This is a genomic window from Haliscomenobacter sp., from assembly GCF_965225875.1.
In the GTDB taxonomy this organism is placed as follows: domain Bacteria; phylum Bacteroidota; class Bacteroidia; order Chitinophagales; family Saprospiraceae; genus Haliscomenobacter.
The window spans coordinates 816,399-827,886 of sequence record NZ_CBDDBS010000002.1 but is presented as its reverse complement, the minus strand read 5'-3'; the positions used below and the strand labels follow the sequence as shown (position 1 = coordinate 827,886).

15 protein-coding genes are annotated in these 11,488 nt (G+C 44.0%); 11 read left to right on the top strand and 4 right to left on the bottom strand.

The window, feature by feature from the left end:
* The first annotated feature begins 63 nt into the window (after positions 1–63).
* The 3 genes from ACO08K_RS06250 to ACO08K_RS06240 all read left to right on the top strand — a co-directional run bounded on the left by ACO08K_RS06250 (position 64) and on the right by ACO08K_RS06240 (position 2,579).
* Positions 64–522: an RDD family protein gene (locus ACO08K_RS06250; protein ID WP_421795537.1), complete on the top strand. Its 459-nt coding sequence runs from the start codon at positions 64–66 to the stop codon at positions 520–522.
* Between the two features lie 279 nt (positions 523–801).
* A complete protein-coding gene (locus tag ACO08K_RS06245) occupies positions 802–2,013 on the top strand; it encodes an ROK family protein (protein ID WP_421795536.1) in 1,212 nt (403 codons plus the stop codon).
* Between the two features lie 128 nt (positions 2,014–2,141).
* Complete coding sequence (locus ACO08K_RS06240; RefSeq protein WP_421795535.1) at positions 2,142–2,579, top strand: CBS domain-containing protein; 438 nt, start codon at positions 2,142–2,144, stop codon at positions 2,577–2,579.
* 95 nt (positions 2,580–2,674) lie between these two features.
* Here the strand turns inward: ACO08K_RS06240 and ACO08K_RS06235 are convergent, their stop codons facing one another.
* Positions 2,675–3,202 carry a YceI family protein gene (locus ACO08K_RS06235; RefSeq protein WP_421795534.1) on the bottom strand — a complete coding sequence of 176 codons (528 nt, stop codon included), beginning with the start codon at positions 3,200–3,202 and terminating at the stop codon, positions 2,675–2,677.
* Between the two features lie 151 nt (positions 3,203–3,353).
* Here ACO08K_RS06235 and ACO08K_RS06230 point away from each other — a divergent pair, with 151 nt between their 5' ends.
* Positions 3,354–3,704 carry an ArsC family reductase gene (locus tag ACO08K_RS06230; protein WP_421795533.1) on the top strand — a complete coding sequence of 117 codons (351 nt, stop codon included), beginning with the start codon at positions 3,354–3,356 and terminating at the stop codon, positions 3,702–3,704.
* A gap of 2 nt (positions 3,705–3,706) precedes the next feature.
* On the opposite strand, the gene ACO08K_RS06225 is transcribed toward ACO08K_RS06230, so the two are convergent.
* The 3 genes from ACO08K_RS06225 to tsaD all read right to left on the bottom strand — a co-directional run bounded on the left by ACO08K_RS06225 (position 3,707) and on the right by tsaD (position 5,622).
* Positions 3,707–3,955: a hypothetical protein gene (locus ACO08K_RS06225; protein WP_421795532.1), complete on the bottom strand. Its 249-nt coding sequence runs from the start codon at positions 3,953–3,955 to the stop codon at positions 3,707–3,709.
* Positions 3,956–3,977: 22 nt separating this feature from the next.
* Positions 3,978–4,469, bottom strand: a complete 492-nt coding sequence (locus tag ACO08K_RS06220; RefSeq protein ID WP_421795531.1) for a hypothetical protein — start codon at positions 4,467–4,469, stop codon at positions 3,978–3,980.
* Between the two features lie 136 nt (positions 4,470–4,605).
* Positions 4,606–5,622, bottom strand: coding sequence for a tRNA (adenosine(37)-N6)-threonylcarbamoyltransferase complex transferase subunit TsaD (gene tsaD / locus ACO08K_RS06215; RefSeq protein WP_421795530.1), 1,017 nt, complete (start codon positions 5,620–5,622; stop codon positions 4,606–4,608).
* A gap of 117 nt (positions 5,623–5,739) precedes the next feature.
* On the opposite strand from tsaD, the gene ACO08K_RS06210 reads away from it, so the two are divergent.
* The 7 genes from ACO08K_RS06210 (at position 5,740) to ACO08K_RS06180 (ending at position 11,271) form a co-directional block, all read left to right on the top strand.
* Complete coding sequence (locus ACO08K_RS06210; RefSeq protein WP_421795529.1) at positions 5,740–6,129, top strand: bactofilin family protein; 390 nt, start codon at positions 5,740–5,742, stop codon at positions 6,127–6,129.
* A gap of 22 nt (positions 6,130–6,151) precedes the next feature.
* Positions 6,152–6,994 carry a DUF3822 family protein gene (locus ACO08K_RS06205; RefSeq protein ID WP_421795528.1) on the top strand — a complete coding sequence of 281 codons (843 nt, stop codon included), beginning with the start codon at positions 6,152–6,154 and terminating at the stop codon, positions 6,992–6,994.
* 59 nt (positions 6,995–7,053) lie between these two features.
* The gene (locus ACO08K_RS06200) at positions 7,054–7,626 is read left to right on the top strand and encodes an RsmD family RNA methyltransferase (RefSeq protein WP_421795527.1); all 573 of its coding nucleotides are present in this window, start codon (positions 7,054–7,056) and stop codon (positions 7,624–7,626) included.
* Between the two features lie 49 nt (positions 7,627–7,675).
* Positions 7,676–8,110 (top strand): hypothetical protein, encoded by a 435-nt coding sequence (locus ACO08K_RS06195; protein WP_421795526.1) that lies wholly within the window; start codon positions 7,676–7,678, stop codon positions 8,108–8,110.
* A 223-nt stretch (positions 8,111–8,333) separates the two neighbouring features.
* A complete protein-coding gene (locus tag ACO08K_RS06190; protein ID WP_421795525.1) occupies positions 8,334–9,443 on the top strand; it encodes a hypothetical protein in 1,110 nt (369 codons plus the stop codon).
* 62 nt (positions 9,444–9,505) lie between these two features.
* On the top strand, positions 9,506–10,534 hold the full coding sequence (locus tag ACO08K_RS06185; protein WP_421795524.1) for a hypothetical protein: 1,029 nt from the start codon (positions 9,506–9,508) through the stop codon (positions 10,532–10,534).
* Positions 10,535–11,043: 509 nt separating this feature from the next.
* Positions 11,044–11,271, top strand: coding sequence for a hypothetical protein (locus ACO08K_RS06180; protein ID WP_421795523.1), 228 nt, complete (start codon positions 11,044–11,046; stop codon positions 11,269–11,271).
* Positions 11,272–11,488 lie beyond the last annotated feature (217 nt).

The window sequence follows — 11,488 nt, the reverse complement described above, 5'->3', positions numbered from 1 at the left end:
AATTTTTTTTGTTTTGAAACCTATGGTTATATTTGGAAGTACATCAAAACTAAAACACTCAATATGCAAAATGAAGACGAACTCCTCGACGATTTTAGTTTCGAAGAGCAGAGCGAACAGAACACCCAGTTGATTACAGCCTCGACGGGGAAAAGATTTTTAAATAATTTGATTGATGGGATTGTTATTCAATGTTTCGCGGTACCTATTCAACTGGGAATGAGTATGGCCAACGACAATCTAACCAGTCTTGTGCTCACCTTTGGAGTACAGTTTGCCTATTACACATTGATGGAATCGCAAAACAATGGAAAAACCCTAGGGAAAATGGCAACTGGAACCAGAGTGGTTTCCGATTACGGTTATCAAGCTGAAGGCGGGGCCATCGCAATAAGATCTTTGTGCCGTTTTGTGCCCTTCAATGCTATTTCCATTTTCTTTAATGACAACAGCATTATGTGGCACGACAAATGGTCCTCCACCATTGTCATTGATGAAAAACAATCCACTCTACCAGAATAATGTCCATAGGGTAATAAAAAAAATGCCATATCCTCAAGGGTATGGTATTTTTTTTTAATATATAGCTGCGGATTGAAGAAAAAATGATAAAATTGAGACGGAATATGGCATTTGAGGCACCATAGGTTACCTCTTTGCCAAAAGATGAATTAATTTCAAGCCCTGAAACAGCATTTTTGCCAATTTAGAAACGGTAATCTAAAAGAGGTAGTCTTGCTCAAATCAATAATGGTTCCTGAGCCCAAAAAGCACCTTCATCATCTTTGATCTTTGTTTGTTATGGCAGAAGTAGAAGACCTCAAGGCGTCGATTATTGACATCAAAAAAAGTCGCCTTAAACGCAGTATCCTCAGTGAATTGTATTTTTCTGGATCGAGCACCCTTGCTGAATTAAGCCGCTTGTTGAATACAAGTGTCCCTTCTACAACGACACTTGTGAAAGAGCTAACGATTCAAGAACATTGGATTGTAGAAAGTGGAATCGGTGCGGCTAAATTTGGCCGTAAACCCATTTTTTATTCCTTGAATCCAGACTACCATTGGATCCTGATCCTCGATATTTCAACTCATGCGACCAAGCTGATGGCTTTTAACCTGCAAAATGAAGTATTGCAGGAGAAAGACATCAATTTGCCCATCGAACGCAATCCTGATTTTTCCAATCGCTTGCGTGAAGAAATAGCCGACTTTTTGGAAGACCTGCGTCTGCCTCATCCTTCCTTAAAAGCGATTGGTGTGTCGATGCCAGGCTTGATTAATCCCGAAACTGGTCAAAACTACACCTACCCCATTGTACAAGGAGGGGGGGCTATCAAATCAGAACTAGAAGCACAATTTGGGGTGCCGACCTATGTCATCAACGACTCTAAAGCAACCGTACTCGGAGAGCATCGTTTTGGCCTGGGCCGGGGCAAAAAACACGTATTGGCCATCAACATTGACTGGGGAGTAGGTTTGGGGATCATGGTCAATGGAGAGCTACTTAATGGAGCATCCGGGTTTGCCGGGGAATTAGGGCACATTCAAATGGACCCGGACGGGGAGTTGTGTCAGTGCGGGAAAGTCGGGTGCTTGGATGTCATTACTTCGGCTTCAACCCTGCTTCGAAAAGTAAAAGAGGGCATTAAACAAGGCAAGGCGTCTAAGCTAGCCAATTTGGGTGATGCTAAGGTCAATATTGAAACAGTAGTGGATGCAGCCAATGAAGGAGATGGTTTTGCCATTGATTTGTTGCACCAAATTGGCATTCAGCTCGGGCGTGGTTTGTCCATTGCCGTACACCTTTTTAATCCTGAGATTATTGTAGTGGATGGTGTACTAGCGAAAGCAGGTCGTTTTTTCATTAACCCCATTGAACAAGCCATCAATAAATATTGTCTGGTGGACTTTAAAAATGACTTGTCTATTCAGGTTTCTGAACTGGGTGACCGTTCCAAATTACTGGGTACTTTATCTTTTGTGATGGAAGGTATTTTGGAGGAACTGGTTTAAATCAGGCTCAAATTTTGGTAAATTTTTCTACGGCTCTTTTTCAATTGTCAAAAAATAACTATTATTGGAAGGGAGTAAGGAACCTTTATTTTTTATCGCCCCTTTGCACACACTACAAATTTACCGGAATGAAAGTACAACAGATTTTGGATCGAAAATTGAGAAATGAGATTTTAGCCATTTCGCCGGATGCTTCGGTATATAAAGCACTTGAAGAACTGGAGCGGCACAATATTGGGGCACTGCTGGTAATGGAAGGGCCGAAATTAGTGGGTATTTTTTCAGAACGAGATTATGCTCGTAGAGGGATTTTGAAAGGGAAACCTTCCCGCGAATCCTTGGTCAAGGATTTGATGACTTCTCCGGTTATCACGGTAGCGCCCCACGCCAAAATTGAAGAATGTTTGACCATTATGACCGAGAAACATTTCCGGCACTTGCCTGTAGTGGTTGACGATCAGGTTTTAGGCATGATTTCCTCTTCGGATATCTTTCAGGCTATCCTAACCCAATACCAGAATTTGGTATCTTCTCTGGAGGGGTATATTTCAGGGAGACCGATGTAATTTAAAGATGAGAAATGAGAGATGAAAGATGCTACCGCAGCGTTTTTGACGCTGACCTTGTCTAAGTTTCATCTTTCATCTCTCATCTCTCATCTTTAACCTTTCGTCATCTGTACATCCAGTTCCAGCTTCACTTCGTCGCTCACCACGATTCCACCTGCTTCAGTAACTGCGTTCCAGCTTAAGCCGTATTCGAGGCGATTGATACTGCCTTTGATGTCAAAGCCAGCTTTGGTATTGCCGTAGAAGTCTACCATTGAGCCGGTATATTCTACATCAAGTACAACTGGTTTGGTGGTGGCACGAATCGTGAGGTCACCGTGCAGTTTGTATTTTTTATCCCCAGCTTTTTCAAGTCCGGTTGATACAAAAGACAGTTTGGGGAATTCTTCAGCGGCAAAAAAATCGGGTGATTTTAAGTGTCCATCGCGTTGTTCGTTGCCTGTGCTGATGCTGGCTACATCTGCACTGAAGGTAACTTTTGCATCGGCAAAGTCGTTGCTTTCATCGCCTTCCAAACTGGCGTCAAATTGACTGAAACTACCTTTAACTGTAGAAATCATCAGGTGACGTACTTTGAAAGTGATTTCAGAGTGGGATGGATCGATGGTCCAGGTTGCCATATCTTTTTGTTTTAATGGTTGCAAAATTGATTGATGCTAAGATAACGTTGTAAAGACAATTAATGTTTATACATTGAATTATTTTTTTTTAATTTTTTTTTCCGGCTTACCTTTGGAGCTTTCTCAGTGTCAACTTAACAAGGTGAAAATCATGCTAACAGTTTACGGAATATCCAATTGTGATACAGTCAGAAAAGCACTCAAATGGTTGGATAAAAAAGGATTAAGTTACACCTTTTGCGATTATAAAGCGCAAGGACTTTCCAGTACACAATTGGAGCGCTGGATGCAACAAAAAGCCTGGACGGAAATTTTGAATACCCGCAGTACAACCTGGCGGGAATTGCCCCAAGCACTAAAAGATACGGTAGTGGATGCCCAGAGTGCCATCAAAGTGATACCTGAAAACTTTTCCATGATCAAGAGACCCCTGGTGGAGCAGGATGGCAAAATTATTTTGCTGGGTTTTGACGAAAAACAATGGGAGACGGCCCTAAAGTAAACCTAGCGGTCAAAGAAATAGAGGATCAATACAATTAAAAGCGGTAGAGTGGCTAGCAGTACACTCAACAGTGGCCATTGTAACACATAACGAACCACAATGCTGCCTACCAACACGAGCATTAGCACTAGGGCATAAGTGAAATTTTCATTGTTGAAAGCCCCGGCGTTTTCCCTGTACACTCCAGCCAAAACGACCACGAAGGTCAGGAGTAAGTCAATTACCCATAACACCCAAAATGCGATATCCATGATTATTAATTGAACCAGCAGGTTAGTTTTTTACACTATTCGCCGCTTCGGCGTGAGTCGGATAACGGATCAAAGAACTACGATCGTCCCAGAAAAATCCACGCACTACAGCCCCAGGACTTTCGGGCGTATTGGTAAAACTCCGGCCTAAATCACCTGGATGAGCGGGCTGCCCAGGGTCAAGAATTTTGGCAATTGACCAAATTCCTTTGCGGGCTTGGCCCTGGTGGACGATTTCACTTTGACGGCCCGAAATCGAAACATCAAAAATGAACAACAACAAATACCCTTTGGGGCCTTTGGTGGGCATACTCAAGCCATTGGCTGAAAACTGACTGATGTTGATGTAGCCTACGGGTAACAATGGTAGGTCTCCATCACGCCCTGGTTTGCGAAGAGGAATGTTAACGTTGGCATGATTTTGGGGATTCACACTCCACTCAACACCGCCTTGTGCAAAAATTGTGGTGGTAGTGATAAGTACGCCGAGGATAAAAATGATGGCTTTCTTCATGTGATTACAATTGAGAACAGTGATCTAGTCAAGATGAATAAAGTATAAAGATATTGAGAGAAATTATACTTTATTCGATTTCTAACGCAAGCCCTTGCATTAAAGTACAAATAAAGATAGAGAATAACATTGAAATTTACAAAACCGGGCTTGAAAGCTCCCACCTGGCCACAGGAGACACATCCTGCCCAACAAATTTTCCCTGCAAAAATTTATAATATCCCGTGATGCCGATCATGGCGGCATTGTCGGTACAATATTCAAATTTAGGGATATAAGTATTCCAGCCTTTCCGCTGACCTTCCTCGACAAGTGCTTGCCGCAAACCCGAATTGGCGGATACTCCTCCGGCCAGGGCTACTTCCTTTATCCCGGTTTCTTCAGCGGCCAAACGCAATTTATTCATGAGAATACTGACAATACGCGCTTGTACCGAAGCGCAAATGTCCGCCAGGTTTTCCTCGACAAATTGTGGGTTTTCCGTTACCTGTTTTTTCAAAAAATACAAAATGGACGTTTTGAGCCCACTGAAACTGAAGTCCAGCCCAGGAATTTTGGGCTCGGGAAAAGTAAAACGCGGCGTTCCTTCCTTGGCCAATTTGTCTATAATCGGACCAGCAGGGTAGTCCAGGCCCAGCATTTTGCCCGTTTTATCAAAAGCTTCACCCGCCGCGTCGTCGATGGTTTGGCCAATGACTTCCATGTCGAGGTAATCTTTGACAACCAGGATTTGAGTATGCCCACCTGATACCGTCAGGCAAAGAAAGGGAAATTGGGGTTTGGGGTCTTCGGCAAAATGCGCCAATACGTGGGCCATCATGTGGTTGACCTCAATCAGGGGCAAATTGCGGCTCAGGGCAAAACCTTTGGCAAAAGAGACCCCTACAATCAAAGAGCCGATCAGCCCGGGCCCACGGGTAAAAGCTACCGCGTCGATTTCGGTCTTGTCGATATCCGCAGCCCGAATCGCCATTTCAACTACGGGTAAAATGTTGATTTGGTGCGCCCGTGAAGCAGCTTCAGGCACCACTCCACCGTAGATTTGGTGAATCTCCTGGTTGGCGGTTTTGTTGCTCAGTACCTGCCCGTCGCGCACAATTGCGGCAGAAGTATCATCACAAGAAGACTCAATGGCTAAAATTGTAAGCGACATAGGTACAGATTATTAAAAATTGGCCTTAATTTGCCAACGATATTGAAATCATTCCCAAGAACATCGGATTTGACTGAAAAGATGTCATTTTCAAAAAAATCCTAAAAACACTGTTTTATGTCTACGGCAGCAAGCAAAGTCAGAAAAGACAGCCCAAGCATGTCCTATTCCAACATTACACCAAGTGATGGTTTTAGTAGCTGCGTGATTGCACAAGGCACAAAAATAGAAGGAAATTTTCAATCTGGTGAAAACGTTCGCCTCGACGGAGTGGTAATCGGTGACTTTTCCTGCGAGAAAAAACTGGTGGTTGGTAAAGAAGGCCGGGTAGAAGGCCACATCAAAGCCCGCGACGCCATGATTATGGGCTTCGTGAGTGGTGATGTAGAAGTGTCAGGCCTACTCCAATTGGACAAAACCGCAGTCGTTACCGGCAATATCACCGCAGGTAATTTGGCCATAGAGGATGGCGCTCGTTTTGATGGATTGTGTAAGATGGGAAAATAATTAAACCTTTAATTGCAGGCATTTGGCTAGTATCAAGTACGACATCGTTGAGGACAACTACTCGCCGCACATCTCGGCACTGTGCAAGTTATCCATCGTTTTTGGGACGGACAGCTTCAGCTATGCGGTGGTGGACAACCAGCTCAAAATCCAGGCTTATCAGCATTATCTATTGGATCGCGACGCCCAGGGGCAACTGGATTGGGCTATGTTTTTGGGCAAGCTGAGCGCTCCCCGCGAGATTTTGACCCGCAATTATCGGTCGGTTCGCGCTGCTGTGGTTGCACCCACTTTTACTTTGGTACCCTCCCAGTGGTACCGGGCGGAAGAGCGCAGCACTTACCTCCAGCACCTGACTACTACGGACAGCAAGGCATTGGTCCACACGGATGTCATCCCGGGTTATCCGGTCAATGCCGTGTATGAAATCCCCCAGGTTTGCCACGACTGGCTTACTGGTATCCAAGCGGAAGCAGAATACGTACACTGTGTGAGTGCCTTGGCACCGCTGTTGCGCAGCCGGCTAGAAACCCCACACAACATTGCAGCCTATTTTATGCCCAACCGGGTATTCATCTTTTATTTCCACGAAGGGCAATTGATTTTTTGCAATTCGTTTTCGTATCAAACTCCACGAGACGCGCTGTATTTTTTACTGTTGGTATTTGACCAATTTCGTTTGGGCACCGAATATACCCCCTTGTGGATTTGTGGACATTACCACGAACAGACGGAGTTGCACCGCCAGATCAAACGTTACATCAAGTCCTTGCACTATGTAAAATTGCCCGCGGGGTTTCGCACCGGAACCAAATTGAGTGCGATCCCCGAACATCTGTACCTGGATTTAGTAGCTGGAATATAGAGCATGTTTAATTTTTTTCGCTAAAACAAAAAAATCAAACATGCTCACAATCAATCACCATGCGCATTATTGGAGGAAAATTTAAGGGGCGGCGTTTTGATCCACCTGCCGACAACTGGCCTACCCGCCCAACTACCGACTACGCCAAAGAAGGCCTGTTCAACATCCTCAACAACAACATTGATTTTGAGGAAACCAAAATGCTGGACTTGTTTGGCGGCACAGGCAGCCATTGCTACGAATTCATTTCACGGGGTTGTACCGATGCAACCTACGTAGACAAGTTTCAAGCGGCCATTAATTTTGTAAAAAAGACCGCCGAAACCTTAAAGATCACCGAAAATATCCGCATCATTCGTTCGGATGTTTTCCGCTTTATGGAAAGCTCAGGAGAGGATTACGACTACATCTTTGCCGGGCCACCTTATGCCCTGGACACCATGGATACCATTCCCGATTTGGTGTTCAAATACAAACTGCTGCGGCCGGAAGGTTGGTTTGTGATGGAGCACAATCCACACCATACCTATAAACATCACCCCAATTATTTTCAGGAAAGACACTACGGGAAGACCATTTTCAGTTTTTTTCATCATCCAGATCAAGCACATCAAGCAAGTGAGGAAGAATAAATTTAAATTGAGTCGTTCTGTTCATAAAGTCTAACGCCAAACCTGAAATATGAAGAATCTGATACTACTGGCCTTTTTGAGTTTTAGCCTGGCCCTATCCGCCCAAAACAATGAATTGAATGGCAAATGGGTTGGAGTGCTGACCCAACAAGAGGGTGGATTTCGCCAAAAATACTACTGCGAAATAACCATCCAACAAAAGGGCAATAAAATCACCGGCACCACTTATGTCAGTGTGGAAAAAGTCCACGCCGAGATGGCTTTTACGGGTGAAGTGAAAGGCAATACCGTTGTATTTAAAGAAAACCGCATCATCCAATATTCCAAACTCGAAGACATGGCCTGGTGCCTCAAATGGGGCAACCTCACCCTGAAGAAAAAAGACACGACCTGGTACCTTGAAGGGATGTGGGATGGGCAGTCGGTGTATGGGCCTTGTATCCCGGGGAAGGTGTTTTTGCAGAAAGAGGTGCCGAGGGCGTAGATGTGGTTGTTTCACTAAGCTATGTGGACCAAAGCGACACATTATCACAAAGAACACAAAGAAGTGCACAAAGAACACAAAGAGTCGTCAACGTCTAACATTGTGTCCTTTGTGCCCTCCTTGGTGTCCTTTGTGCTAAAAAATGTCGCTCTAGTGAAATTAAAAACCTGCGACTATTCGTTTCCAAAAACATAAAAACAATCATTCTGAACTTAGTACTCCTATGAAAAACCTATTTTTCCTTCTGCTCCTTTGCTGCTCTTTCTACCTGCAGGCCCAAAACAAGGCGGTCAAACCCAAACCCGTCGAAGTATGCGACCTCAGTTTGCAGTTCTCCAACAAAGAAGAACAAGAGCTGTTCTACGGCTTCGCTACGGGCGATAAAATCGTCTTCAGCTTCAGCGAAAACGTAGGCGCAATGCTGGCGGAGGTTGAAATCACTGAGTTTCCCAGCAATGTCAAGTTCAAGGAAGTGAACACCGCAGCGGTGAAGGAAAAAACCATCGAAGTACCCAGAGCGGCCGTGTACCGCTTCCGCTTCCGCAGCGATACCAAAAAAGACCGCACCATCAAGGTGCAAATCAAACGGATCCCCCAAACGGACAAGACCCAAACCTTTGTCACGGCAGTAAAATGGGTGGAGAAGTTTGACACCGTATACCAAAACAACGAAACCCGGTTTGAAAAACAAATGGTGAAACAAACCCGTCGGGTGTTGGCACGTACAGATACTGCCATCGTGAGTTTGGCCGATAAAACCGAACGCATTGCGGCCAAAGCCAGTTGGTCCGGCTCTACCTCCAGCAAAGTGCCCATCACCTTGCCCAGCAACAAATACGAAACCGACCGCTCTTACGAAGTCATCGCCTGGGCCTATTGGATCGGCTCGGGAGAGCAGGCCGAAAAACAATACAGCGAAGCCAATCGTCTGGCTACCCTGGGCAAATCTGCCGTAAGTGCCGCTGGCAAATTGGGCTATCTCGCTGGGCCCTACGGCGCCCTTGCTTCCCTGGCCCTGGATGGCGTGAGTTACTTCACCGTACCCCGTGGCGGCAACAACATCAAGTACCGCGTGATGAACAAAGACGCCAAAATTCTCGACCAAGGCGATGGCCCGGCCGCCTACGCCCGGCACAACACCTACACCCAAGGCACCCTGACCTTTGAAATGGCCAACGACAATTACATCGAAGCGATTGATGCCCGGGTGCGGATCATCGCGGTGGCATTGGTGAAAACGTATCGGCAAGAGGAATATCTGGAGGAAAAGGAAGTGCCGGTGGCAAGGAAGTTTGAGGTGAAGGTGAGTAAGGTGCCGGTGTTGGGGAAGTGAAATGGTTAAAATAACTTGGCTTAAAAGAATTGACATCAGTCCAATTTTTCAAATCTCTTGATATGAAGTCAATTCATACAACCATCTATCTTTTTTTTATTGCTCACTTCGCCTATGGTCAGACTTCTGACTATCGTATTTACCATCGCTTAATCAATCACGCTGAAGAATGTTTCTTTGACCACAAAAAGATAGACAGTGCATTTTATTATTACGATCAGGCATTTTCTTCATTCGATTATATTTTTGCCAAGGATGCCATTAATGCTGTCCAGTTAGCGCTTCATAGTAAAAAGCCCTTCATGGGGTATCTGCTGAAAGGTTATGAAAACGGGTTAAGACCTGATTATTTTAAAAACATCAAGTTAACTCAAGATTTGTATACCCAACTGGTCACCGATACGAGCATGATTCGGGCATATCAGACCCATAGAGCCAAATATTTAAAGAAAGTGAATTTTCAATACCTTCAAACAGTATATGGACTATCAATGGAAGATCAATTGAAAAAGAACTCAAGTGATCTCGAATACTCAGAGTTCCAAAAAATGTGCTTAAATGCGATAAAAATAGGGATTAAAAAATATGGAGGCTTTCCAGGTGCAAAACTCTTGGGCATTGCTGATAGTACTGTATTTAAGGAAGTAGGGTTTCCTAATTTTGATTGGAATAAGCGTAAGCAAAAATATGGAAATCTACTTGATTACTTTAAAATCGATGATGATTTGGCCTCAAAATTTACTCTTGTTGTATTGTTGCACAACAGCTGTGCTTTTTTTGAATTGGAAAATGAGCTCAGAACCGCTGTATCAAAAGGAGAGATTCATCCCAGGGAGGTGGGTTTACTGTATGATAACATCTACCGAAAGGTTAATTCGAAATACAATAAATGCACAATCCCAGAAACAAAAAACGGTCTTTTTGTACTCAATAAATTCACAGATTACCGAAATATCCCCGTATCAGATCAAGCAGTGAATGCATTACGGGCTATTTGGGATATTGTTCCTTTAAGAATAGATGGTTTGAAAGAGGAATTTGAAGATCAATATGGTGCAAAACTATTTTGGGGGTTTTGGAAATGCATGTGATTCTGGAGGGTTACTGGAGATCAATAGAGTGTAAGTGTTGTCTATGAGAGTTTTAAAATATTGTTTTTCAATAGTTTAAATGCTATTGTTTGCTTTTTCAAACCCCGCCCCCTGTGAGGCAGGGCCGATTGGTCTTGGTTTGAGCAACGATTTAAGCCCCGCTAGGGGCGAAATATGGGTAGGATATCGCAATACCCAGGGTTTTTCTGAGTCTCGTAGGGACGAAATGTGGGTATCATAGCCATCTAAATACCCACATCACGTCCCTACGGGACTCGGGAAAACATCGGGGCTGTTGTTTTCTACCCATATTGCGCCCCTAGCGGGGCTCCCGTTGCGCGAAAAAACAGAACCAATATAAAGGCTTCGTAGCTTTTATGAATTTGTCCCACGTACTGATAGCTTGTATCTTGACGCCGATGGGAACTATATAATCCTAGATCCGTTGACATGTGAGATAGGACAAATTGCACCCAACACATTTCTTTATTAACTGTAAAGATTGAACCATGAAAGTAGGAGAGCAAATACACGTTTATGTCAGAACCTTTCCAGGCGGAGAATGGCTTTTTGAATTTGAACCATTGCAAGCTAAGGTCGAAAACCTACAACCACTGATCTGTACCATTACTGAAGAACCAGACGAAGAGTCTGAAGCAGAATTCTCCTCAGGCAGTAAAATATATGTTTTGAAAGACGAAAGGCTTGGTTTTATTGGTGCTTTTCAGCTCAATTGATTTCAATCGCTTCGCGATTAGATTAAGGCTCTTATCTCAAAAAAATTGTAACTATTTAGCAGCCGCCTGCGGTGGAATTTTTTACCACAAAGGCACAAAGGCACAAAGACATTAAGATCTGAAATGTTGTGCCTTTGTGTCTTTGTGTCTTTGTGGTAAAAAAAATTGAATATAAAATCCACCGCAGGTGGATGGGTGCTAAATAGTTACAAAAAAT

Bases quoted from the DNA above. Each gene is read 5' to 3' on its own strand.
- tsaD (WP_421795530.1), bottom strand. From the start codon at position 5,622: ATGTCGCTTACAATTTTAGCCATTGAGTCTTCTTGTGATGATACTTCT.
- ACO08K_RS06235 (WP_421795534.1), bottom strand. From the start codon at position 3,202: ATGGCAACCTGGACCATCGATCCATCCCACTCTGAAATCACTTTCAAA.
- ACO08K_RS06200 (WP_421795527.1), top strand. From the start codon at position 7,054: ATGCGCATTATTGGAGGAAAATTTAAGGGGCGGCGTTTTGATCCACCT.
- ACO08K_RS06185 (WP_421795524.1), top strand. From the start codon at position 9,506: ATGAAGTCAATTCATACAACCATCTATCTTTTTTTTATTGCTCACTTC.
- ACO08K_RS06195 (WP_421795526.1), top strand. From the start codon at position 7,676: ATGAAGAATCTGATACTACTGGCCTTTTTGAGTTTTAGCCTGGCCCTA.
- ACO08K_RS06180 (WP_421795523.1), top strand. From the start codon at position 11,044: ATGAAAGTAGGAGAGCAAATACACGTTTATGTCAGAACCTTTCCAGGC.
- ACO08K_RS06245 (WP_421795536.1), top strand. From the start codon at position 802: ATGGCAGAAGTAGAAGACCTCAAGGCGTCGATTATTGACATCAAAAAA.
- ACO08K_RS06250 (WP_421795537.1), top strand. From the start codon at position 64: ATGCAAAATGAAGACGAACTCCTCGACGATTTTAGTTTCGAAGAGCAG.
- ACO08K_RS06240 (WP_421795535.1), top strand. From the start codon at position 2,142: ATGAAAGTACAACAGATTTTGGATCGAAAATTGAGAAATGAGATTTTA.
- ACO08K_RS06220 (WP_421795531.1), bottom strand. From the start codon at position 4,469: ATGAAGAAAGCCATCATTTTTATCCTCGGCGTACTTATCACTACCACC.
- ACO08K_RS06190 (WP_421795525.1), top strand. From the start codon at position 8,334: ATGAAAAACCTATTTTTCCTTCTGCTCCTTTGCTGCTCTTTCTACCTG.
- ACO08K_RS06210 (WP_421795529.1), top strand. From the start codon at position 5,740: ATGTCTACGGCAGCAAGCAAAGTCAGAAAAGACAGCCCAAGCATGTCC.
- ACO08K_RS06225 (WP_421795532.1), bottom strand. From the start codon at position 3,955: ATGGATATCGCATTTTGGGTGTTATGGGTAATTGACTTACTCCTGACC.
- ACO08K_RS06230 (WP_421795533.1), top strand. From the start codon at position 3,354: ATGCTAACAGTTTACGGAATATCCAATTGTGATACAGTCAGAAAAGCA.